Origin of the sequence: Hyalangium versicolor (genome assembly GCF_020103695.1) — a bacterium.
Taxonomy (GTDB): domain Bacteria; phylum Myxococcota; class Myxococcia; order Myxococcales; family Myxococcaceae; genus Hyalangium; species Hyalangium versicolor.
Genome location: NZ_JAHXBF010000036.1, coordinates 1 through 21,913 on the forward strand (window position 1 = coordinate 1; position 21,913 = coordinate 21,913).

A 21,913-nucleotide genomic window follows, 5' to 3' on the forward strand; every position below is an offset into this window, starting at 1 on the left:
CTCTGGCTCGGCCTGCTCGCTATCGCTTTCTTCTAGCGGTTCCAACCCCACGCGCCCCAGCGCCGGGGATTCGCGTGCCACCGTCTCTTCCTGGCCCCCACTCACTATCTCGACAGGCTCATCTTCAGACCGGCCCGCTCCAGCAAGAGGGCGGCGAGCTGCTGCAGGGCCTTCTGGCTCACATTCAGCACGCGTCCACCCACTCCAGGAGTGTTGGTCCGATCCGATCCAGGGCCAGGATCTCCTCTGCCGCGCCCATCTGTACGGCCTCGCGCGGCATCCCGTAGACGACACACGTCTCCGCGTTCTGCGCGATGGTCCGTCCACCGCGCTCGCGGATCTCCTTCAGCCCACGCGCCCCATCACGCCCCATCCCGGTGAGGATCACTCCGATGCACCGCCGCCCGAACGCCTCCGCCGCGGAGGATAGCAGCAGATCGCACGAGGGCCGGAACCCCCGCACCGGAGGCCTGTTGTCCAGCACCAGCTTCCCTTCCGGACGCACCAGCATGTGCGCCCCCGAAGGAGCGATGTAGACCGAGCCCGGTTCCATCGTCAGATCATGCGTGGCCTCCTGCACTCGCAGCGCGGTCTCCGTGGACAGCCAGTGCGCCAGCCCTTCGGTGAAGCCATCGCTGATGTGCTGGCAGATGGCCACGGGCGCCGGGAACTTCCGGGGGATGACGCGCAGCACCTGGGAGATGGCCTTGGGGCCTCCCAGCGACGCGGCGATGGCCACCAGGGGAAAGGGTGCTTCCGGACCCTCCTGGGCGGCCAGCCGCTTGAGCTTGCCCTGGACATGGCGCACCACCCTCACCTGCGCCAGCATCGTCAGCCGGCGCGCGGTGGCCTGCCAGAACTCCGGTGCAGGCGCGGGTGAACGCTCCACCACGTCCAGCGCCCCCAGCGCCAGGGCCCGGAAGGCCTCATGGCGGGAGAGCACCCCCGGATCCAGCGCGAGGATGGGCGTGGGGCGCTCGGCCATGACGCGCTCGATGGCGTCGAGCGCATCCGCCGAGGACAGATCGATGAGCATCACATCGGGGCTCTGCGAGCGGACCACCTCCAGGGCATCGATGAAGCTGCAGTCGCCCGCATTCGTCAGCGCATCGCTGTCGAACAGGGTGCGAGCCAGGAGCCGCAGCCCACCGCCCACGAGCAGCACCCGATATGACAGCCCTGAAGCGATACGCACGCGGTCCTCTTCAACTCCACTTCACGTCAGGTCAGCCGCTCGATGGTCTGCGCGAGGCTCTCCACGCCCAGCTCGCCCTTGACGAGATAGCCGTCCGCGCCCGCCTCCAGGCCTCGGCGCTTGTCCTCGGGGGAGGCCAGCGAGGACAGGATGATGACGGGGATGCGCGCCACCGCAGGGGTCGTCTTGAGCCTTCGCGTGAGGGAGAACCCATCCATCTTTGGCATCTGCACATCGGTGAGGATCAGATCATACGCGTTGACCTGGACCTTGGCGTAGGCCTCCTCACCGTCCTGGGCTTCTTCCACCGAGTGGCCGAGCGCCTTGACAAGCGCGCCTTCGGTGGCCCGGGCGATGGGCGAGTCATCCACGAGCAGCACCCGCAGCCGTTTGGAGGACTGCTGCTGGGTGACGGGCCGGGCCATGCGGCGCACCTCGGCCATGATGTCCGGCACGTGGCAGAGCACGGCGATGCGCCCATCTTCCAGGGCCGCGGTGCCCGCGATGAAGGGGGCTCCCTTGAGGAAGTCCCCGCCGCACGGCTTGACCGCGACTTCGCGCTCGTCCACGAAGCCGTCCACCACGAGGGCCGCGTTGTCCTCGCCATGACGGACCACGACGGCGGGCGGCTTGTCCATGCGGTTGCCGCCGTTGACGCCCAGCAGCGGGCCCATGGCCACCAGCGCGATGGGCTTGCCGCGGTGCTTCACCGCGAGGGTGCCGAAGACCTCCATGCGGTCCTCGGGCTTCACGCGGGTGACAGCGACCACGTCCGCCGCGGGGACGCCGTACACATCGTCCCCCAGGCGAACCAGGAGGACCTTCATCAACGCCAGCGACTGGGGCAGGCGCAGTGAGATGGTGGTGCCTCGGCCCAGGCGGCTGACGACGCCCACCGAACCGCCCAGCGTCTCCACCTTCCGCTTCACCACGTCCATGCCCACGCCGCGGCCGGAGATCTCGCTGACCTGGTCACGGGTGGAGAAGCCGGGGCGGAAGATGAGATCGATGGCCTCGCGCTCGGACAGCGCGGCGGCCTGGACCTGGGTGATGAGGTGCCGGTTGACGGCCACAGCCTTCAGCCGCTCGGGATCGATGCCGCGGCCATCATCCTCCACCTCGATGTGGAGCATGTCGCCATCGGCGCGCACCCGGATGCGGACGCGGCCCGCGGCAGGCTTGCCGAGCTGCTGGCGGGCCTCCGGCGACTCCAGGCCGTGGTCCACCGCGTTGCGCAGCAGGTGCACCAGCGCGTCGCGCACGTCCACGAGCATGGAGCGATCCACGCCGATGTCCGCGTTCTCGACGACGAGATCCACCTCCTTGCCCTGGTTGCGCGCCAGATCGCGCACCGCGCGGGGGAAGGCGTCGAAGACGGTGGACAGCGGCACCAGCCGGGCCTCGGCCACCGTGTCGGCCAGCTTGGCCAGGTTGCCGTGCAGCGTGTTGATGCCGTCGTCGTTGCGCCGCACGAAGCGGAACGCATCGTCCCGCAGCATGTGCAGATCGCTCTCGATGCCCTCCAGCGCCGTGCGCAGTTCGGTCGAGAGCGGGAACTCCTCACCCAACCGCAGGAAGCGATCGCTGAGGCGGGAGAAGCGCTCGAACAGGTGCGCGGTCTCCATGCCTCGGAGCCTTCCGCGCGCGCTCTCCACGAGCAGATCGCCCGCGAGCACGCCGAGCGAGTCGAGGACCTCGACGTTCACCCGGATGCTGCGATCGGCGATGGCCGTCTTGGCCGTGGCCGTGGCGACAGGTGTGTCCTCCGATTCGGCCTTGGCGGGCGCGGAGGTCTGCGCGGGCGCAGCGGCTTGAGCCGGAGCCGCCGGGCGCGGAGCTGGAACCGCGGGTGTGGCAGCGGGCGCGGCGGGAGCAGCGGCCTGCGCGGGCGGAGGCGTGGGAGCGGGCTTCGCGGGCGCGGCCTTCCCACTGAGAGTCGGCGCGGGGTGTCCAGAAGCCGCCGCGAGTGCCTGGACCATCTCCTCGCTGATGGGCGTGCCGGTGTGCGCGGCGGGCAGATCCTCGATCAGATCCGAGAGGACGTCACAGGCCCGCAGGAGCAGGTCCGTGGCCACCTCGGTGGCCGTCTTGCCTTCGCGCTCTGCGCGCAGCACGTCCTCGGCGGCGTGCGCCAGCTGTCCGATGGCGGCGAGCCCCAGCATGCGGGCCTCGCCCTTCATCGTGTGCAGCTCGCGCGCGACGTCCTCCGCGGCCTGCTCTGCCGTCTCCTTCTCGAGGTCCAGGACCCCGAGCTGGATCTTCTGCAGTCGGTCGGCGGTGACCTCCTGGAACTTCTTCAGGAGGGATTTCTTGAGGGCCTCGGTATCCATGGCCGGAAGTGATCCGGGGGGCACGGACTGGCGGGGGAGCCAGCCCTACCCTCCGGTCTGGGCTAGTCGGCCTTGAAGCGCTTGATGAGCTCGGCGAGACGGCCGGCGAGCTGCGACAGTTCGGCCGAAGCGCCCGTGGCCTGCTTGGACGCCTGCGTCGTCTGCCGGGTCACGTCCTCGATCTCCGCCATGGACGCCACGACCTGCTCGGTGGCGGTGCGCTGCTGCTGCGTGGCGAGGTTGATGACGCGCGCCGCATCACTGGTCTCCTGGACGCCCGCGAGGATGCCCTCGACGGCCTGCGCGGCCACGGCGCCCAGCTTCTCGCCGGACTCGGTGGCCACCTTGGAGGCGTCCGCCGCGCTGCCAGCGTTGGCGGTGGCCTCGCGGATCTCGGTGATGAGGCTCTTGATCTCCTTGGTGGAGTCCAGGACGTTCTCGGCCAGGCGCCGCATCTCCGCCGCGACGATGGAGAAGCCCTTGCCGGCCTCACCGGCGCGGCTGCCCTCGAGCGCCGCGTTGAGGGCCAGCAGGTCCGACCGGTCGGCGATCTCGTCGATCACCTCCACCACGGTGCCGATGCGCTCCACGCGCTTGGACAGCTTGGCGATGGAGTCCGCCACGGCGATCCCATCACTGCGGATCTGCTGCATGGCCTGGATGAACTCGGCGATGGCGCCACGGCCCGCGCGCGCCGCGCCCAGCGTCTCCTCGGCCACGCGAGCCACAGCGCCTGCGTTCTCGGCGATCTGCGCCGAGGCATGCTTGAGCTCCTCCATGGTGGCCGTCGTCTCGTGGATGGCGGCGGCCTGTTCAGTGGAGGACGTCTCATGCTGGGTGGAGGCCGCCAGCACCTGGTTGGCGGACGAGGATAGGCGCAGGGCCGCCTCGTTGATCTCGCGCACGAAGGTGCGCAGCGTCTCGATCACCTTGCCGAAGCCCTCGAGCAGCGGGGCCAGTTGGGCATCCTCGGTGGTGGTGTTCCACCGGGACAGGTCTCCCTCGCGAACCAGGGCGATGAGGGCATCCAGGGCCTGATCGATCTCCTGGGCCGACACCTGCTTGCGGTGCTCGGACTCGGAGAAACGGTCGAGGACCTGGTTGAAGAGGGCGGCGACCTCAGCCATCTCGCCGGTGACGATCTCCGAGGCCACGCGGGCCTGGAGGTTGCCGGCCAGCACCGACTTGAGGGTGTCGGAGAGGGGCTTGAGGGACGGAGCGGCACCGTTGCCGTTGCCGTTGCTCTTGGCCGCGGTCTTGGCCGCCGCGGGCTTCTTGGCTCCGCGGGCCTTGGTCGGCTTGTCGTTGGTGGTGTCCAGAGCCATTGCTGTCAGTGCCTTCCTTGAGTCTTAGCGGTTTCGACCAGATCGATGAGCAACACGAGGCGGGCCTGATCCAGGCACGCGCCGATGGTAAAGCGAGAAGCGTTCACGGCCGGGGGCAGCCGCCGCAGATCGCGAACAGAGATGGGGCGTACGCCCTGCACCACATCCACCTTGAGGTGGGCCTCACCCTCCTCGGTGGCGAAGACGAGCGCCCGTCTGCCACGGTGGAGCTGTCCCAACTCCGGCCGGGCGATGTCCTCTGGCAGCGCGCGCTCGATGCGCAGCACCTGCGAGGCGTCGGTGCCATAGAGGTGCGGGCCGACCTCGAAGAAGAGGATGTCCACCTCCTCCTCGAGTACATGCTGTTCCTCCATCATCGCGCCACCGCCCGCTGCCGCGCCGTCTGGAGCAGCTTGGAGAAGTTGAGCAGATTGATGGTCTCCTCGGCGGTGGGCCCGGCGACGACTCCGAGCATGTGCTCGGTGGCGGCGTCCGCGCCCACGGGCGGAGGGAGGATGTCCGAAACGAGGATCCGCCGGAGCCCGAGGACGGTGTCGGCCACCACACCTGCCACGTAGCTGCCGCTGACGCCCACGAAGATTCGGGTGCGGGGCATGATGCGCGCCTCGCCCTTGGCCAGGAAGCGCAGCAGATCCATGACGGGGAGCACCTCGCCGCGGTGTCCAGTAACGCCCAGAAGGAACGAGGGGGCTCGAGGCAGCGGCGTGAGCAGGCCGGCGCGGAGCACCTCGAGGACGTTCTCGCTGGGCACACCGAGGCGCAAGTCTCCTACACGAAAGCAGAAGAACTCTTGCTCAGGCCGGGCCTGTGCGGCGATGGCACGATCCGGCGCGATCCGGAGCGCGCGTTGGAGGGGAGTCGAAGTCAAGGCGCCAAAGTATCCGGAGGCGATCAAAACGGGTCAAGGGGACTTGCTCGGTCGCCTGCCTGGATGCCGTTTCGATGGTCCCCCAAGCCTCAACAGTGTAGGGTTGTTTCAGGATTCTTGAGGAGGCAGATGTCCCGAGTATTGGTCATCGACGACAGCCCGATGCTGGTGGAGCTCACCGTGCGGGCGCTCACCGCGGCAGGCTATCAGGCAAGCGGCGCGATGGATCTGGCGAGCCTCGAACAGAAGCTCGGCGAGGGGCCGATCGCGTTGATCCTGATGGACGTCAACATGCCGGAGATGTTCGGTGACGACGTCGTCGAGTACCTGCGGACGCAGAAGAAGGTGACCTCGAAGCTGGTGCTCTACTCGGACATCTCCGAGGAGGAGCTGGCCACCAAGGCACGCGTCTCGGGGGCGGACGGCTACATCCTGAAGGGCGGAGGCCTGGAGGCGGTGCTGGACGGGGTGATCAAGCTGATTGGCCCGCCGGCGGTGACGGCGACGCCGCCCGTCTCCTCTCCCCCACCCGGTTCGACACCTCCGGCGTCCTCCGCGCCGCCCACATCCAGTGGGTCGGGTGGCCCGCCCCCTCCGCTGACCGGCAGCCTGGCTGCGGCCAAGACGGGTGGGCGCAAGCCGCGCATCCTCATTGTGGACGACAGTGAGATGACGGCGCAGATCATCGCTGCGGATCTGCTGACCAAAGGGTTCGAGGTCCACGTCGCGGACACGGCGGACAAGGCGACGAAGATCATCCTGAAGAAGCAGACGCGGCCGGATCTGGTGCTGCTGGACGTGCGGATGCCGAACGTGAACGGCGAGCAGTTCTGCCGGTTCATCAAGAGCAACAGCCTGTTCCGGGGCATCAAGGTCCTGCTCTGTTCAGGAGAGAACGTCGAGGAGTTGCAGCGCATCTGCCGCGAGGCTGGAGCGGACGGCTACGTCCCCAAGGACGCGGTGATGAGCAGCCTGGTGGCCAAGGAGCTTGGCCCGGCGCCCGCCAGCACTGAGTAACGCGCTCTTCGAGTGCGAACACCCACACTCGGGGTCCTACTTCACTGGCTCTCGGTGGAGCTGTCGTCCCCCCGGCCCTCGCCCGTTATCATCCTGGATTCCTCGGCGTAGCCACAGGAGCCCTGCTTGGTGAGCTTCGGCTTGCCCTGCACAAGCTCGATGTGGTCCTTCCGGATCGACACCACCACGCGAGCCTCCCAGGCCTCGAAGGCGTCACCGCTCGGAGAACACGGCGGATCTGCGTAATCCAGTTCGGTGACGAGCCGCTCCTTCTCCGAGGTGAAGGATGTGAGCGTCGTGGCGTCGCTCGGGCCGTCGTACACCTTGGACTCCACCAACTGCCGTGTCTTGGAGTCGATGAGCAGGTAGACCCCCTTCACGGTGAAGTAGGAGCGCGCGAAGTCTCCTGCCTGGTCCCATTCGTAGGTGAAGGCCAGCCCCGCGAGCGCCTTTCCCTTCTGGGTGACGCGCTGCGCTCCCTTCAGCCTCCAGAGCACGGGCCTGCCCGAATCGTCCTCGGTGACCTCTTCTGCCTGCGGACACTCCAGGACCGGCAGGTCCTCGCCGGGCTGGTACTTCACGGTCCGGGTGTAAACGTCCGGGTAGATCGCCTGGAAGAGGCTCAGGGGCTCCTTCACCTTGTCCTTCGAGCAGAGCCCCAGGGTAACGATGAAGAACCCTGGCTTCAGCCCCTCCACCTTGGAGCTCTCCAGTACGGCGGGCTTCGCCTGTAAGACGGGCGAGAGTGCACTCAAGTAGTCCTTGAGTCCCTCCTGCTGACGCTCGGCTTCCTCGCGCGTCTTGCCACCGGACCAGACGATCAGCTCGGCTTCATTCTGCGCCGATGCCGACTCAGGGGGTGCGGCCTCCACGGGAACTCCCACGAGGCCCAAGCCCACTCCCACCAGGACTCCCACAACGCGTGCGACGCTCGGCATGAAGCACCTCTCGCGGCGACGATATACGACCGCCCTCGGCACACAGCTTCACGGGAAGCGATTGTTGGCCCGGACGTATTCCTCGATGGTCGGTGGATACTCGTCCCAGAAGCGCAACGAACCCCAACTGGCGAGGAGAGTCTCCTGGCGTCCCTTCTCGTCCGCATCTGAAGCGACTGGGGTGAAGCCGAAGGGAAGCTGGGAGTCCATCTCCTTTCGGAGTGACTCCAAGGGCAGAACCACGTCCACGACGTAGCCTCCTTCTGCCTGGGACCACGTCCCACTCGCGGAAAACTCCTGGAGGCCCTGCACGCGCTTGGCGTCTCCGAGTCTCTCCCACAGTTGCACCCGCACCTTTCCCTCACCGGCCAGCAGCACGCCCAGCTTGAACGACAGGCCCTTCGTCTCACGGATGGGATGTTCAGGGCCCGAGAAGGAGAGTTCCAGGTGGTCGGTGTGCAGAGCGGCCTCAGGGTTCTTCTCCAGTGGCACGACCTTGTCGTCGGTCACCTCGACGTGTAGGTGAAGGGTGTCGGCGATGCGCAGCGCCTGCCACTTCATGGACAGATCCTTCTCGTCCTTCCACGCCCCCTGCCCCCAGGGAACCTGAGCCAACGTGACGGCGTGCACCGTGGGGGCCAGAGCGCGTCCCGCCGCGACCGAGTCGGCCTTGCGCACCGGGTACAGCCATCCATGCTCCAACTGCAATCCGGCGGTCTCGACGAAGGCCATACGGCCGGGCCGTTCACGTGAGATGCACTGCTCGTCACCCTGCGAGCCATAGCGACCGCCGTAGGTCAACAGAAAGCAGTAGCGGTTGCCTTGCAGCGAGAAGACATCCGCACCGTCCACGAGACTCTCGGTGGGTAGGCGACGTGCCTCTTGTCCCTTCAATTCCACGAAGCACAGCGGCGGCCGCTGTGAGTCCTGGCTGTCGGACTTCCCGCCCAGCACGAACACACAACTCTCCTTGCGGCACTCCTGGTGCAGGACCTCCAGCGCCGCTGAAGCATCACAGGCCGCACGAGCCTTGGCGACCATGGCCTCGGTGATGGGCTGGGCCTTCTTCAGATGAGGTTCCGGAGCATTCAGCAACTGCTGGAGCTTCTGGTAGCGCTCAGGAGAAACCGGCCCCTTCTTGTCGGAGACGAACTGGGTACCATCCGACGAGAGCTTCAGCACACGCCTGGAAGAGAGCACGGGGCTCACACCGGCGGACCACGGATCATCGCCTCCAATCAAGTTGCTCGAGGTGATGATCTCGATCTCTCGATCACCGAGGAACCGGGCGATGGGACCGCGAAAAGTCTCCGTGGCGGCGAGCCTCCGGTTCTTGCGATCGCTGATCACGAGTTCGTGCGAGGTGCAATCACCTCCAGCACATGCGCCCATGGAGGTGGCGACGTACCACACGCAGAACCGGCTGCCGCAGGCGAGGCGGCGCGTATTGCTGAGCGAGGTGCTCCCCTCGACAAGCTTGTCGCTGTCCTCCCCCGGAGGATCCGCGACCGCGCTACCCGGTCCACAGAGAACAGCCACCACCGCCAGACAGCCGAAGAGGGTCCTTCGCGTGTCACTTCTCACAGAGCCCTCGATAGGACTGTCGTTCCACTGACCGCGCGGTGCGCCACATTGCTCCCCCTCACGTCATCCGGACAGCCGCAACGGACCGACTTCTATACAGAGCCCGCCGCGTTCTCCCGCTCGTCCAGCCCGCGCGCGAAGTTGCCGATGATCAATCCGGGCCGGGCCGCCTTCAGGCGCTTGAGCAGCGTGCGGATGCCCACCGGCTCTCCGCCCGCGCCCTTCTCACGCGCCACATCCAGGTACTGGAGTGGATCGATGCACAGCGAACGCGTCTGCACCTGATCTACCTGGTACTTGCTCACCAACCGCTCCAGCGCCTCCACCTCACCCTCGCGATCCGTGACACCCGGGAACAACAGCAGGTTCAGCGCCAAGTACGCGCCTCGATCCCGAGCCAGCGAGATCGATGCCTCTACGTCCTCCCACGTGTACTTCACCGGCTTGTAGTAGGCCTCGTAGAGATCCTTCACCGCTGAGTTCAAGGACACCCGGATCGCATCCAGCCCCGCGTCGAACAGCGCCACCAGGCCGTGCGTCAGGCTCCCGTTGGTGTTGATGTTGATCGAGCCCTTGTCCGTCCGCTCCCGCATGTAGCGGATCGCCTCCGCGATCGCCTTGTAGCGCGTGAGCGGCTCGCCCTCGCACCCCTGCCCGAAGCTCACCATCGTCCTGCCCGGCGCGCGCTCCAGGTGGTACAGCCCGATCACCCCCATCTCCTCGCCCGAAGGCCCGTCATCCATCCGCTCGTGAGATGCCGGCGGCCCATCCTCCGGCTGATCCGAGATGCACCCCACGCACCGCGCGTTGCACATCACCGACGCCGGGATCGCCGCCTCGTCCCGCACGTAGAACGTGTTCTGCGACGTGAAGCACCGGTACAGCAGCGCGCACGTCTTCAACTGCTTCAGCACCCGGTTCCCCGGGAAGCGCGCCATGTGACTGTCCACCAGCGAACGCATCTCCGGCGTCGAGTACTTCTCCGGATCCCAGTGGCTCCGCGTGTCCGTGTGGATCGCCCACGCCACCGGCCCCTCCTTCCCCCACGCCGCCGCCGTGTACGCCCACTGCGGCAGGATCGGCCCATCCCCCTTCACCTCGCCCGGCAGGAAGGTGCGCGTGTAGCCCGGAGGCAGCAGCGCCCCCACCGCATTCGGCACGAAGGTCTTCCCTCCCACCTTCATCTCCCGCACCAGCTCCAACTCCCCCGTCTCCGGGTGCAGCCCCACCGGCAGCCGGCCCGGCAGGTGCACGAGCCGCCCCGCGGAGGGCAACGGAATGGGTCGGTCCTGCGGGGGGACGAGCTCCTCCCCACTGCGCAGGGTGGCAATCAGGTACGGGTGCTCCATCACCCGTCCCTTCGGATCGGCAAACAGCAGCTTGGGGCCGGACGTCATGCTTCCTTAACTACCATCGCCGCCCCTTCCCTTCGATGGTTGCATGTCCAATTGCGTCACCCCCCTGGCCACCGTGCGTCACGGAACGCCGCGGCGCGGCACGCTCCCTCGCTTCCTGGAGCCATGAGTCCTGCTCGGGGGGGTGCCTTGATTCCCGAGGATCCGCTGGTATGGTCCGCCCGCTTTTTTTGCCCTGGAGGCACCTCGTGATCGTCGGAGTTCCCAAGGAGATCAAAACCCGTGAGTACCGCGTCGGCATGGTGCCCGCGGGCGTGCGCGCGCTGACCAGCGCCGGCCACACGGTCCTCGTCGAGACCAATGCTGGAGTCGGCTCCGGCATCCCGGACTCCGAGTACGTGCGCGTGGGCGCGCAGATCGTCAAGAGCGCGGATGAGGTCTGGTCCCGCGCGGAGATGATCGTCAAGGTCAAGGAGCCCATCGCGCCCGAGTACGAGCGCATGCAGAACGGCCAGATCATCTACACGTACTTCCACCTGGCCGGCGTGGACCCCGAGCTCACCAAGACGCTGGTGAAGAAGAAGGCCACCGCGGTCGCCTACGAGACGCTGCAGCTCGATGACGGCAGCCTCCCCCTGCTCAAGCCCATGAGCGAGGTGGCCGGCAAGATGGCCATCCAGGTCGGCGCCACCTGCCTCGAGAAGGCGCACGGCGGCAAGGGCATCCTCCTGGGCGGCGTGCCCGGCGTGCGTCGCGGCCGCGTGGCCGTGATCGGCGGTGGCGTGGTGGGCCTGTGCGCCGCCAAGGTCGCCGTGGGCATGGGCGCCGAAGTGACGATCCTCGACGTCAACCTCGAGCGCCTCACCTACCTGGATGACGTGTTCCTCGGCCGCGTGGCCACCCTGGCCTCGGACACCGAGTCCATCGCCCGCACCGTGCGCGAGTCCGATCTCGTCATCGGCGGCGTGCTCATCCCCGGCGGCAAGGCCCCCAAGCTCGTCTCCGAGGCCCTCATCAAGGAGATGGAGCCCGGTTCCGTCGTTGTGGACGTCGCCGTGGATCAGGGCGGCTGCATCGAGACGTGCAAGCCCACCACCCACGACAACCCCACCTACCTGGTGCACGACGTGGTCCACTACTGCGTGGCCAACATGCCCGGCGCGGTGCCCCAGACTTCCACCTTCGCCCTCACCAACACCACCCGGCCCTACGCCAAGAAGATCGCCGACCTGGGCCTGGTCGAGGCCGTGAAGTCCGACAAGGCCCTGGCCCGCGCCATCAACACCTACGACGGCAAGATCACCTACGAGGCCGTCGCCAAGGACATGGGCTACGACTACGTGGCCCTCCAGGACGCCCTCGGCTCCAAGGGTCGGTAAGCCAAGCCCGTACCTTGGTCCACCAAGGGAGGTAGGGTCGTCTGGTCTCCTACCTCCCCAGGGAAACTGTCCGGAATAAACGTTGCTGCCAGGTGTATCCGGCTCTTAGGAGCAGCCGTGCGAACGGCAAGGGAGGCGGAAAGCGTTGTTGACCACTCTGTTCCCGTGCATACATTGATGGGCAGACAACGACGCATTCGCCTGTAATTTCGGGCCCTTGGAAGGCGGGACATGTTGGACTTCAGGCAACCAAACCGGACGAAGCAGGAATTCGAGGAGCTGGCCCTGGCCCACCTGGACCCGCTCTATTCGGCTGCGCTGCGCCTGACGAAGAACGAGCGCGACGCCGAGGATCTCGTGCAGGACACCTGCATGCGGGCCTACCGCTTTTTCGACAAGTTCGAACGCGGAACCAATATCAAGGCCTGGCTGTTCAAGATCCTCACCAACACCTTCATCAACCGCTATCGGCGCAAGGTGAAGGAGCGCACGGTCGTCGAAGGCGTGGAGCGCGAGGCCGTTCACGAGCGGTTCGTCAGCCGGGACGCGACGGACTTCGCGGCCAACCCCGAGCAGTACTTCTTCGACAGGCTCCTGTCGGATGACGTGCTCCGGGCGATTGACTCGCTGCCCATCGACTTCCGGCTGGTGGTGATCCTCGCGGATCTGCAGGAGTTCTCCTACAAGGAGATCGCCGAGATCCTCGAGTGCCCGGTGGGCACGGTGATGAGCCGCCTCTTCCGCGGACGCAAGCTCTTGCAGAAGACGCTGCGCGAGTACGCCGAGGGCCAGGGAGTATTCCGTCACGACGGAGAGCCCGTGGTGGCCCCCGCGAATCTGGAAGAGTACCGGCAAAGGAAGAAGACAGGGTAGAACGAGGTTGACGGGCCCGAGGGTATTTTCCCGAGGGCCCGTCGCATTTGACTGCCCCCTCTTTCGAGCGCTCATGACCTGCCAGGAACTCGATCGCCTGCTCTACCCCTACCTCGACGGCGAGTTTCAGCCCGAGGAACGGATGGACGTGGAGACCCACCTCGAGACGTGCGCGGACTGCACGCACCGGGTGGAGAGTGAGAGGGAGATGCGACAAGCGCTGCGGCGCGCGGCCCGTCACTCCATCCAGTCCAGCCGAGCCCCCCAGTCCCTGCGGATGGGCATCCAGGTGGGGCTTCGCCGTGAGCAGCGCCGGGCCTCGCAGGTGCAGTGGCTGCGCCTGAGCGCCGCCGCGATGGTGGTGGTGGCCGTGGGAGGCGGTTGGATCGCCCTGCGCCCCGAGGAGCGCCAGCGCTTCGTGGAGGATGCAGCCAAGCGTCACGCCAAGCGGCTGCCCGTCGAGATCGCCAACGTGGGGCCCGAGCACGTGGAGCAGTGGTTCCACGGCAAGCTGGATCACCAGGTGTCGATCCCTCGGCTGCCCAACGCTCAGCTGGCCGGCGCGCGCATCTCCAACGTCAAGGATCGCCCCGCCGCCTACATCAGCTATGAGACGCGCCCCGAGCAGGAGGGCCAGCAGGCCCGCCGCATCGGCGTCTTCGTCTTCGACGACGCGGCGCGGGATCTGGACGCCCAGGCGCTGCCCGCCGTGCAGGTGGACTCGAGCCAGGGCTACAACGTGGCTGTCTGGCGCGACGGTGAGGTCGTCTACGAGCTCGTGACGGATCTGTCCGAGTCGGACATCCGGAAGATGTTGCTGGAGAAGGAGCGCTCGCGCGTCGTCAATGCGCCCCAGCCCGTTCTCCCCATCTCCAAAGCGTCCCACGTTCCCTGATCAGGCCTCGAAGCGTTCCACGTTCCCTGATCAAGTCTCCGCATCCTGCCCGGCGGTCCGAGGGTGGTTTTCACCCCTGATCGCTCGGTTGCCCGACGGGAGGACGCCTGCGGACATTGGCTGGCCCGAACATTGACCGTCCCCCCCATGGCCGATAGCCTCTTGGGGACAGTCGTTTTCGCATGCTGCCGCTCGCGCGTGGCCCCAGGCCAGCGCGCTCCCCAGGTCGGGCCGCCCGTTCATGTCCAAGAAAATCCTCATCGTCGAAAGTGACACCGCCCTCTCCTCCACCCTGCGCGAGGCGCTCGAGGCCAAGGGCTTCATCGTGGACGAGACCACCGACGGCAAGGGGAGCGTGGATCAGATCCGCCGGGATCGGCCGGACCTCGTGGTGCTCGCGGTGGATCTGTCCGGCGGACAGAACGGCTACCTCATCTGCGGCAAGCTGAAGAAGGACGACGATCTCAAGAACGTCCCCATCGTCATCATCGGCAACCCGGACGGCTTCGCGGCGCACCGCAAGCTCAAGGCCCACGCGGACGAGTACGTGGCCAAGCCGGTGGACTCGGATCAGCTGGTGGACCGCGTGGGTGCGCTCATCGGCTTCCCCGAGGTCGTCGTCGGTGAAGTCGTCGAGGACGAGGGCCTCACGCTGGACGGATTGACGGATGAGCCGCTCGACCAGGACGAGCCGCTCGCTGGCGGAGCCGAGGAGATCGCCGTCAGTGATGAGCCCGCCGCGGGCGAAGACCTGGACATGCTCGACGAGGCCTTCAACGACATGTCCGACGCGGGAGCCTCCGCGGATGAGGAGCCCGTGGTGGCTCCGCCGGAGTCCTCCGGAGGCGAAGAGGAGTTCGACGCGCTCGACAACCTGGGCCGGGACGCCGAGGACGCGCTGGACTCGCTGGGAGACGATGAGAAGACCCAGATCGGCTTCATGGCGCCCACGCCGCCGGCCCCCGTCCCCGAGCCCGTGAAGCCCGCCCCGGCACCCTCGCGTCCGGCGATGACGCTGCCCGCGGTGCCCTCGACGGGCTCCACTTCAGGTTCCCGGCCCGCGATCGGATCCGCGGCGGCCGCGGTGACGTCCGCGGCGGATGCAGCCGAGTTGCGCAGCCTGCGCGCCAAGGTGGCGGAGCTGCAGAGCGCCCTGTCGGATGCACAGGCCCAGACTTCCACGGCGGAGAGCCGCGTCCAGGAGCTGGAGTCCCAGCTCGAGACCCAGAGCACGGAGCTGGAGACGGCGCGCGCCGCCGCCGGCAAGAACGACAAGGACTCCTTCGCGCTCAAGGACGCGGTCAACAAGAAGGACAAGGAGCTCCTCCGCCTCAAGAGCGAGCTGAACCTCAAGGAGCAGGAGAAGGACAAGGAGATCGGCCGGCTCAAGGGCGAGCTCACCCAGAAGGAGCACGACTTCGTCGAGCTGCAGGACAAGCAGCTGGAGCTGGAGCGGCAGAACACCGAGTCCGCCGCGGAGATGGCTCGCCGGGATGCGCAGATCAAGACGCTCACCGGCAAGGTGGACACGCTCACCTCGGACAAGAGGAAGGTGGAGCAGCAGCTCACGGCCGCCAAGGAAGAGGCGCGCGCGGCCTCCTCGAAGCTCACCACGCTGCAGGCCGAGGTGGATTCGCACAACGAGCAGCAGGCCGCCACGCAGACGGAGCTGGAGGATCTGCGCGGGCGGGTGAGCCAGCTCGAATCGGACGTCGAGTCGGCGCGCGGCGAGGCAGACCAGCTCCGTGGACAGGTGGACACCGCCCAGTCGGAGACCAGCGAGGCGCGGGGTCAGCTCGAGGCAGTCCAGTCCGAGCTGGATACGGCGCGCAGCGAGCTGGATACGGCTCGCAGCGAGTTGGATACGGCTCGCAGCGAGTTGGATACGGCTCGCAGCGAGTTGGAGACAGTCCGCAGCGAGCTGGATACGGCCCGTGCCGAGTTGGAAAGCCAGGCCGCCACCGCCTCCGAGGAGGCCGAGGGCCTGCGCAAGCGCATCACCGAGCTCGAGGAGACGGCGGTGCGCAACGAGGAGCGCGTCACCAAGCTCTACACGCGCATCAAGAACGACGAGAAGCTCCGCGAGCGCGCGAAGAAGGCGCTCGGCATCGCCCAGCAGTTGCTGGAAGAGGCTCCCTCCGCCACGGAAGAGGCGGACGAAGCCGCTGCCTGAGGAGGGGGCACGGCGCCCGGGCTACTTCTCCTCCTTCGGCGCCGACTTCTTGTCCACCAGCTTCTTGGCGAACGCGGCCACGCCCGAGGGCACGTTGCGATCGCGGGCCAGATCCTTCAGCTCGTTGTCTCGCAGCGTGTTGAGGAACTTCATCACCACCGTGAGCGGCACCTTCGGGTTCTTCACCAGGGCCAGCTTGATCTTCATGTTCTTCGTCCACTCACGGTTGTTGTAGACGATGCGCAGCACCTCTTCGTTGGCCGCGCGGTTGGTGGCCGTCGCCAGCACCTCGCCATCCGTGATGCGCGGACTGCGGATCACCGCCGTGCACACCAGCTTGTTCGAGTCGCGGATCAGCAGCGTGCGCGCCTCCTTGTTACCCAGCGTCGCCAGCTTGATCTTCTCGGCGATGCTCATCTTCATGATGCGCTGGGTGAGGTTGAGGCGCTTGCCCTCCTCCATGGGCTCCGCGCTCTCCTCCTGCACCTCCTGGAAGTCCTGCAGCACCTCCTCGGCGGTGGGGCCCTGCTCCGGCGGCGCCTGCACCGCCTGAGGCCCGAACAGACGCACCCGCGCCGCCTGCATCTGCGGAACATCCGCCAGCGTCAGCCCGCTGCGCACCGCGAAGTCGCACACCGAGTCCACCAGCGCCTGGCTGGCGTTCGGGTTGGTGCACAGCTTGCGGACGATGTCCTCGTGCCGCAGCAGGCGCAGCTGGTTCTGGCCGATGATCTCCGCCAGCTTCGCGCTGCACGTCGCGGCCACGTCCGCCACCGCCTCGTCCGGCGTGGTGGCGTTGAGCACCAGGATCTCGGAGTAGGTGTCATTGGCCTTCAGCAGCCCCAGGAACCAGCCGAGCACCGGCGCCTGGACGCCCTCGTCCCGCAGCGCCGAGCCGAGGATCTTGTCCGGCAGCCCTGAGGCCGTCTTGGCCGCCGTGTCGCGCACGTTCTGCTCCGCGTCGAACGTGAGCATGAAGAGCGCGCCCAGCATGTCCGAGGGGCCCAGCGGCACCAGGCCCTTGGCCGCCATCATCCGCAGCGGCGGCGGCGCGGCCGGGTCCACATGCTTGCGCATGTTGGGCGGCAGGAACTCCGAGTTGAACGGACAGCCCGCCGGAGCGGGAGGCACGGGAGCGGCGGTCGTCATGTGGCGTGATTCCTTCCGTAGATGATGCGCAGGCCCTCGAGCGTGAGGAACTCGTCCACTTCGTGAATGGCCTTGGACTCGCTGGCCACCAGCGGCGCCAGGCCTCCCGTGGCGACAACCCGGACTGCGAAGCCCAGCTCCGCCTGCATCCGCTCGCAGATGCCGTCCACCAGGCCCACGTAGCCGTAGACGAAGCCAGACTGCATGGAGTGCACCGTGTTGCGGCCCACCACGTGCGGCGGCCGGGCGAACTCCACCCGCGGCAGCTTCGAGGCGTTCTGGAACAGCGCCTCCATCGCGATGTTGATGCCGGGGCAGATGGCTCCGCCCAGGTACTCGCCCTTGGGCGACACCGCGTCGAACGTCGTCGCCGTGCCGAAGTCCACGACGATGAGGCCCGAGTGGTGCTTCTCGAAGGCGGCCACCGAGTTGACGATGCGATCGGCGCCCACCTCCTTCGGGTTGTCGTAGAGGATGGGCATGCCCGTCTTCACCCCCGGGCCGACGAACATGGGGCGCGTCTTGAAGTAGCGCTCGCTCATCTTCTCCAGGTTGAACTGGAGCGGCGGCACCACGCTGGACACCGCCACCGCGGCCACCTTGTCCGGGTCGATGCCGCTGTACTGGCAGCACTGGCGCACGAAGATGCCGTACTCGTCATAGGTGCGGCGGGCGTTGGTCTCCATGCGCCAGTGCGCCAGGAGCTTCTTCCCGTCGTACACCCCAAACACGGTGTTGGTATTACCGACGTCGATCGCGAGGAGCATCACACGCGCACTCTACCGCGAAGGCACTCCCTGCTGACCAGTTCAGGGACTGGCCACCACGCGGGGCCGCAGCCGCTCCACGTCTCCGGCCAGCACCCGCTCGACCGACCCATCCTCCGTCCGCACGAGGAGTGCACCCGAGGCGTCGATGTCCTCGGCCAGTCCCCGGAATTCCCGGCGATCGGTGCGGACCAACACATCCTGGCCCAGCGTGGAGGACAGCTCCTTCCAGCGCTCGCGGACGGCGTCGAAGCCCATCTCCGAGTGCAGATCCAACCACTCCTCCAGCCGGTTCCACAGGTTCGCGGCGAAGAGGGCCCGCGGCACGCGCTGCCCGCGCGCCTGGGCCAGCGAGGTGGCCGTGTCCCGCAGCTCCTCGGGGAAGTGCTCCGGCTGGGAGTTGAGGTTCACTCCCACGCCCAGCACCACGAAGTGCACGCGCTCGGGCTCCGCGGACAGCTCCGTGAGGATGCCCGCCACCTTGCGCCCGTCGATCTGCACGTCATTGGGCCACTTGATGAAGGCCTCGACGCCGGACTCGCGCAGCACCTCGGTGAGCGCCACCGCGGCCACCAGCGTCAGCTCTGGAGCCCGTTGGGGCGGCAGCTCCGGGCGGAGGATGGCCGAGAAGTAAAGGTTCAGCCCCGGCGGAGACACCCACGTGCGCCCCCGGCGGCCCTTGCCCGCCGTCTGCTGCTCCGTCACCACCACCTCGCCGTGCTCGGCGCCATCGTGCGCCAGCCGGAAGGCCCGCTCGTTGGTGGAGCCCAGCGTCTCGTGGAAGTGGATGGTGTGACCGAGATCGTGCGTGGAGAGCAGCGGCGAAATTTCGAGCGTCGTCAGGTGATCCGGCACCTCGACCAGCCGGTAGCCCCGGGCGGGCACCGCCTCGATGCGGTAGCCCTTGCTGCGCAGCGCTTCCACGTGCTTCCACACGGCCGTGCGAGACAAGCCCAGCTTGCTGGAGAGGGCCTCGCCTGACGTGAAGTCCTCACCGCTCTCGGCGAGGAACCCCAGGATGAGTTCCTCCTGCGTCTGCTCAGTCGTTTCTAGAGCCATGGCGGCCTCTCGGATGAGAGGCACAGGGTATGGAAGGCCCCCCTCGCACGCAACGGGAGTGGCCTCCCGGGAAGAGCGCCACCTGGCTGGTTGCTCAGCCGCCGGCCCTCAGCACACCAGGGCCTTCCTCGATGCGGATGACCTGGGTGGGAGCGCGTGTGCTACGCAGCGCGTCAATCCACTGGATGGCGGCCTGGACGTCCCGCTCCCGCGCGCCGTGGGTGAACACGACGATGGTGGCGTGGGGGTCCTCGGGCCGGGACGGACGCTGGAGCACGGAAGCCAGGCTCACGCCCTTCTCGCCCAGCACCGTGGCGATGCGTCCGAGCACGCCCGGCTCATCGCTCACGGAGAAGCGCAGGTAGAAGGGCCCACGGCGATCATCCGAGGGGATGCGGGGCTGCTCTTGCACGTACGGTGAGCACAGCATGGGCAGCCGACCGGAGACGCCCGCCAGCAGGTTGCGGCAGATGTCGATGATGTCCGACACCACGGCGCTACCGGTGGGCAACGAGCCCGCGCCCAGGCCCGAGAACAGCGACGCACCGAGCGCCGCGGACTGGAGCAGCACGGCGTTGAAGGCGCCGCGCACATCCGCCAGCGGGCTGGCCTCGGGAATGAAGGCCGGGTGCACGCGAATGTCCAGGCCCTCGGGCTGGCGCCGGGCGATGGCGAGCAGCTTGAGGACGTAGCCCGCCTCGCGGCCCAGGATGATGTCCACCGGACGCAGCGAGGTGATGCCCTCCACGTGCACATCCTGCGGAGACACCTTGGCGGCGAACGCCAGCGACGCCAGAAGGCACAGCTTCTGCGCCGCATCCATGCCGTTCACGTCCAGCGTGGGATCCGCCTCGGCGTAGCCGAGCTTCTGGGCCTCGGCCAGCGCGGCCTCGTACGTGGAACCGCCGTCCGCCATCGCCGAGAGGATGAAGTTCGTCGTCCCGTTGACGATGCCGTGGATGGAGGCCACCCGGTCCGAGGCGAGCGCCTCGCGCAGGGTGCGGATGATGGGAATGCCGCCGCAGACGGCACCCTCGAAGTGCAGGTCCACGCCGCGCGAGAGCGCCTGCGAGAAGAGCGCCTCACCGTGGGTGGTGAGCAGCGCCTTGTTGGCGGTGACGACGCTGCGCCCGGAGGCGATGGCGCGCTCCAGGTACTCCTTGGAGGGATTCAGGCCCCCCATCAACTCCACCACCACCGAGACCTCGGGGTCCGAGAGGATGGCGTTGATGTCCCGGGTGATGATCGAAGCGGGCACGTCCTCGGGGCGCGACCGGCCCGTGTCCCTCACGAGGATGTGACGCACCCGCACCCGAGCGCCCAGGCGCCGTTCGATGTCGCGGGCGTGATCCGCCAGGATCCGATAGGTGCCGAGTCCTACGTTGCCCAGCCCCAGCAGCGCGATGCCAATCTCTTTCATGCTCTCCTCTTAGCTCTGCCCCGGCTTCACCTGGTACGACGTCAGCTCCAGCCACGTCTGGCGGATGCGCCGGCCGTCCCGCTCGGCCTCCAGCTGGATGCTCACGATGCCCACTCCGGGCGCAAAGGTCAGCGTGTTGATGAGCGTGGTATCCGCATCCACGCGGTTACGCGCCTCGACGAGCACGCAGTTCTCGAAGCTTCCCGCAGGCGCCTGACACGGAATGCCCGCCTGGACGATCTGGTAGCGCTCCGTGGACGAGACGGACACCACGTTGGACCACGTGCGCCCCTGCTCCACCGGGCCGCGCAGCAGATAGCGCTTCTGATCGCGGATGCCGAACGTGTCCACCATGAGCTGGCCGCCCTGATTGTCGTGGTAGAAGCCGTCCTCTTCCTTGAGGATCTTCACCTCCACGGGCCTGTCGTTCCGGCCGTTCACCTTGTACGTCCAGCGGTTGCCCACCGCGAGCGGATAGTACTCGGTGAGCTTCGCCGTCTCGGGCGGCTTGTCCTCCGCCTCGACGTGCTTCGCGCAGCCACCCCATCCCAGGGCCAGCGCCCCGAGCACCAACCCGCCAACGACAGAAGAGAACTTCATATCTCAATGATCCGCGGGGTCGGTCCCACGCGCCTCCGGTGAGCTGTGCTTGCGTGACGCATAGAGCGTGTCCAGCGCCTGTTGCGCCGCGGCCTGGATGGCCGGCTGATCGTGCCCCTGCGCGACCGTATAGAGGTAGGCCTCCGCCTCGCTGCCGCCGATCTCCCCGAGCGCGAAGACGATCTCCTGCAGAAAGCCCACCTCTTTACCTCGCGCCAGATCGATGAGCGCGGGCACCGCACTGGCCGCCCGCATCTCCACCAGCGCCCCAATGGCCCGCCGCACCGTGTCCGCGTCGGTCGACTTGAGCTGCTCGATGAGCAGCGGCGCGGCGGCCGGGTGACGGCGCTCAGCCAGGGTGCGCAGGGCGAACTCGCGAATCCGCGGATCCGACGACTGGAGATCCAGCACCAGCGCGGTGTTGTCCCGCTCCAGCGCCGTCAATTGGAGCACCGCGGACTCTGCCACCTGCCGCAGCGCCGCCTCGAGCGCCGAGCGCAGCGCCTGGCGCCGGGCCTCGGGCTTCTCCGACTCCATGCGGATCTCTCCCAGGCCCACCACCTCGTAGCGCTCGGGCACATCGCCGCCGAAGCGCTCCAGCACCAGGGTGGCGCCCACCTCTGCGTAAGTGTGCTGGCCGTCGTCCTTCAGCACCTCGCGCGTGAAGGGCAGCTCCAGCGTCATCCGCCACGGGCGCTTCTGGCCCAGCGACTTGCCTGCCGTGGGCTCGAAGCGCTTCGTGTCCTCCAAGGATTGGGCGAGCAGCGTCCGGACCTGATCAGGCCCCAGCGCGAGGAGGGAGTTGTCCGTGAGGGTCTCCCCCGACAGCCGCACTTCCTCCACCGGGTAGCGAGACCCTGGGTTGCGGCAGGCGCCGAGCAGAAGCACGCAGGCGGTGAGGAGCAGGGCCGGCTTCATGGCCCCCTTAACGTAACGCACTCTCCCCGCCCGCGTCCCACAATGCG

At 67.5% G+C, this 21,913-nt stretch carries 19 protein-coding genes; 5 read left to right on the top strand and 14 right to left on the bottom strand.

Annotated features, from left to right (window positions below):
- Positions 1–184: 184 nt before the first annotated feature.
- From KY501_RS46065 to KY501_RS46085, 5 genes are all read right to left on the bottom strand, one after another.
- Complete coding sequence (locus tag KY501_RS46065; protein WP_224371435.1) at positions 185–1,177, bottom strand: chemotaxis protein CheB; 993 nt, start codon at positions 1,175–1,177, stop codon at positions 185–187.
- A 44-nt stretch (positions 1,178–1,221) separates the two neighbouring features.
- A complete protein-coding gene (locus tag KY501_RS46070) occupies positions 1,222–3,525 on the bottom strand; it encodes a hybrid sensor histidine kinase/response regulator (RefSeq protein WP_224371272.1) in 2,304 nt (767 codons plus the stop codon).
- A gap of 62 nt (positions 3,526–3,587) precedes the next feature.
- Positions 3,588–4,850 carry a methyl-accepting chemotaxis protein gene (locus KY501_RS46075; protein WP_224371274.1) on the bottom strand — a complete coding sequence of 421 codons (1,263 nt, stop codon included), beginning with the start codon at positions 4,848–4,850 and terminating at the stop codon, positions 3,588–3,590.
- Between the two features lie 5 nt (positions 4,851–4,855).
- Positions 4,856–5,227: a Frizzy aggregation protein FrzB gene (locus KY501_RS46080; RefSeq protein WP_224371276.1), complete on the bottom strand. Its 372-nt coding sequence runs from the start codon at positions 5,225–5,227 to the stop codon at positions 4,856–4,858.
- Positions 5,224–5,706 carry a chemotaxis protein CheW gene (locus KY501_RS46085; RefSeq protein ID WP_224371437.1) on the bottom strand — a complete coding sequence of 161 codons (483 nt, stop codon included), beginning with the start codon at positions 5,704–5,706 and terminating at the stop codon, positions 5,224–5,226. Before KY501_RS46085 ends, KY501_RS46080 begins: the two co-directional genes overlap by 4 nt.
- A gap of 162 nt (positions 5,707–5,868) precedes the next feature.
- Between KY501_RS46085 and KY501_RS46090 the strand changes: the two genes are divergently transcribed.
- Positions 5,869–6,756 carry a response regulator gene (locus KY501_RS46090; protein ID WP_224371278.1) on the top strand — a complete coding sequence of 296 codons (888 nt, stop codon included), beginning with the start codon at positions 5,869–5,871 and terminating at the stop codon, positions 6,754–6,756.
- Positions 6,757–6,797: 41 nt separating this feature from the next.
- Here the strand turns inward: KY501_RS46090 and KY501_RS46095 are convergent, their stop codons facing one another.
- The 3 genes from KY501_RS46095 to KY501_RS46105 all read right to left on the bottom strand — a co-directional run bounded on the left by KY501_RS46095 (position 6,798) and on the right by KY501_RS46105 (position 10,675).
- On the bottom strand, positions 6,798–7,694 hold the full coding sequence (locus KY501_RS46095; RefSeq protein ID WP_224371280.1) for a hypothetical protein: 897 nt from the start codon (positions 7,692–7,694) through the stop codon (positions 6,798–6,800).
- Between the two features lie 48 nt (positions 7,695–7,742).
- Positions 7,743–9,278 carry a sugar-binding protein gene (locus KY501_RS54120; protein WP_224371282.1) on the bottom strand — a complete coding sequence of 512 codons (1,536 nt, stop codon included), beginning with the start codon at positions 9,276–9,278 and terminating at the stop codon, positions 7,743–7,745.
- 92 nt (positions 9,279–9,370) lie between these two features.
- The gene (locus KY501_RS46105) at positions 9,371–10,675 is read right to left on the bottom strand and encodes a radical SAM family protein (RefSeq protein WP_224371284.1); all 1,305 of its coding nucleotides are present in this window, start codon (positions 10,673–10,675) and stop codon (positions 9,371–9,373) included.
- 206 nt (positions 10,676–10,881) lie between these two features.
- On the opposite strand from KY501_RS46105, the gene ald reads away from it, so the two are divergent.
- The 4 genes from ald (at position 10,882) to KY501_RS46125 (ending at position 15,953) form a co-directional block, all read left to right on the top strand.
- Complete coding sequence (ald, locus tag KY501_RS46110; protein WP_224371286.1) at positions 10,882–12,012, top strand: alanine dehydrogenase; 1,131 nt, start codon at positions 10,882–10,884, stop codon at positions 12,010–12,012.
- Between the two features lie 231 nt (positions 12,013–12,243).
- Entirely contained in the window at positions 12,244–12,885 is a 642-nt protein-coding gene (locus KY501_RS46115) for a sigma-70 family RNA polymerase sigma factor (protein WP_224371288.1), read from the top strand.
- Between the two features lie 73 nt (positions 12,886–12,958).
- Positions 12,959–13,780 carry an anti-sigma factor family protein gene (locus KY501_RS46120; protein ID WP_224371290.1) on the top strand — a complete coding sequence of 274 codons (822 nt, stop codon included), beginning with the start codon at positions 12,959–12,961 and terminating at the stop codon, positions 13,778–13,780.
- A gap of 241 nt (positions 13,781–14,021) precedes the next feature.
- Positions 14,022–15,953, top strand: coding sequence for a response regulator (locus tag KY501_RS46125; protein ID WP_224371292.1), 1,932 nt, complete (start codon positions 14,022–14,024; stop codon positions 15,951–15,953).
- A 21-nt stretch (positions 15,954–15,974) separates the two neighbouring features.
- Here the strand turns inward: KY501_RS46125 and KY501_RS46130 are convergent, their stop codons facing one another.
- The 6 genes from KY501_RS46130 to KY501_RS46155 form a co-directional block, all read right to left on the bottom strand.
- Entirely contained in the window at positions 15,975–17,102 is a 1,128-nt protein-coding gene (locus tag KY501_RS46130) for a hypothetical protein (protein ID WP_224371294.1), read from the bottom strand.
- Positions 17,099–17,869, bottom strand: a complete 771-nt coding sequence (locus KY501_RS46135; RefSeq protein ID WP_224371439.1) for a type III pantothenate kinase — start codon at positions 17,867–17,869, stop codon at positions 17,099–17,101. Before KY501_RS46135 ends, KY501_RS46130 begins: the two co-directional genes overlap by 4 nt.
- Positions 17,870–17,911: 42 nt before the next feature.
- The gene (locus KY501_RS46140) at positions 17,912–18,928 is read right to left on the bottom strand and encodes a biotin--[acetyl-CoA-carboxylase] ligase (RefSeq protein WP_224371297.1); all 1,017 of its coding nucleotides are present in this window, start codon (positions 18,926–18,928) and stop codon (positions 17,912–17,914) included.
- 94 nt (positions 18,929–19,022) lie between these two features.
- Positions 19,023–20,348, bottom strand: a complete 1,326-nt coding sequence (locus KY501_RS46145) for a homoserine dehydrogenase (RefSeq protein ID WP_224371299.1) — start codon at positions 20,346–20,348, stop codon at positions 19,023–19,025.
- A gap of 9 nt (positions 20,349–20,357) precedes the next feature.
- Positions 20,358–20,948, bottom strand: a complete 591-nt coding sequence (locus tag KY501_RS46150) for a hypothetical protein (RefSeq protein ID WP_224371301.1) — start codon at positions 20,946–20,948, stop codon at positions 20,358–20,360.
- A gap of 3 nt (positions 20,949–20,951) precedes the next feature.
- Positions 20,952–21,866 (bottom strand): HEAT repeat domain-containing protein, encoded by a 915-nt coding sequence (locus tag KY501_RS46155; RefSeq protein ID WP_224371303.1) that lies wholly within the window; start codon positions 21,864–21,866, stop codon positions 20,952–20,954.
- Between the last annotated feature and the right edge of the window lie 47 nt (positions 21,867–21,913).

Bases quoted from the DNA above. Each gene is read 5' to 3' on its own strand.
- KY501_RS46070 (WP_224371272.1), bottom strand. From the start codon at position 3,525: ATGGATACCGAGGCCCTCAAGAAATCCCTCCTGAAGAAGTTCCAGGAG.
- KY501_RS46075 (WP_224371274.1), bottom strand. From the start codon at position 4,850: ATGGCTCTGGACACCACCAACGACAAGCCGACCAAGGCCCGCGGAGCC.
- KY501_RS46080 (WP_224371276.1), bottom strand. From the start codon at position 5,227: ATGATGGAGGAACAGCATGTACTCGAGGAGGAGGTGGACATCCTCTTC.
- KY501_RS46090 (WP_224371278.1), top strand. From the start codon at position 5,869: ATGTCCCGAGTATTGGTCATCGACGACAGCCCGATGCTGGTGGAGCTC.
- KY501_RS46095 (WP_224371280.1), bottom strand. From the start codon at position 7,694: ATGCCGAGCGTCGCACGCGTTGTGGGAGTCCTGGTGGGAGTGGGCTTG.
- KY501_RS46105 (WP_224371284.1), bottom strand. From the start codon at position 10,675: ATGACGTCCGGCCCCAAGCTGCTGTTTGCCGATCCGAAGGGACGGGTG.
- KY501_RS46115 (WP_224371288.1), top strand. From the start codon at position 12,244: ATGTTGGACTTCAGGCAACCAAACCGGACGAAGCAGGAATTCGAGGAG.
- KY501_RS46120 (WP_224371290.1), top strand. From the start codon at position 12,959: ATGACCTGCCAGGAACTCGATCGCCTGCTCTACCCCTACCTCGACGGC.
- KY501_RS46125 (WP_224371292.1), top strand. From the start codon at position 14,022: ATGTCCAAGAAAATCCTCATCGTCGAAAGTGACACCGCCCTCTCCTCC.
- KY501_RS46130 (WP_224371294.1), bottom strand. From the start codon at position 17,102: ATGACGACCGCCGCTCCCGTGCCTCCCGCTCCGGCGGGCTGTCCGTTC.
- KY501_RS46135 (WP_224371439.1), bottom strand. From the start codon at position 17,869: ATGCTCCTCGCGATCGACGTCGGTAATACCAACACCGTGTTTGGGGTG.
- KY501_RS46140 (WP_224371297.1), bottom strand. From the start codon at position 18,928: ATGGCTCTAGAAACGACTGAGCAGACGCAGGAGGAACTCATCCTGGGG.
- KY501_RS46145 (WP_224371299.1), bottom strand. From the start codon at position 20,348: ATGAAAGAGATTGGCATCGCGCTGCTGGGGCTGGGCAACGTAGGACTC.
- KY501_RS46150 (WP_224371301.1), bottom strand. From the start codon at position 20,948: ATGAAGTTCTCTTCTGTCGTTGGCGGGTTGGTGCTCGGGGCGCTGGCC.
- KY501_RS46155 (WP_224371303.1), bottom strand. From the start codon at position 21,866: ATGAAGCCGGCCCTGCTCCTCACCGCCTGCGTGCTTCTGCTCGGCGCC.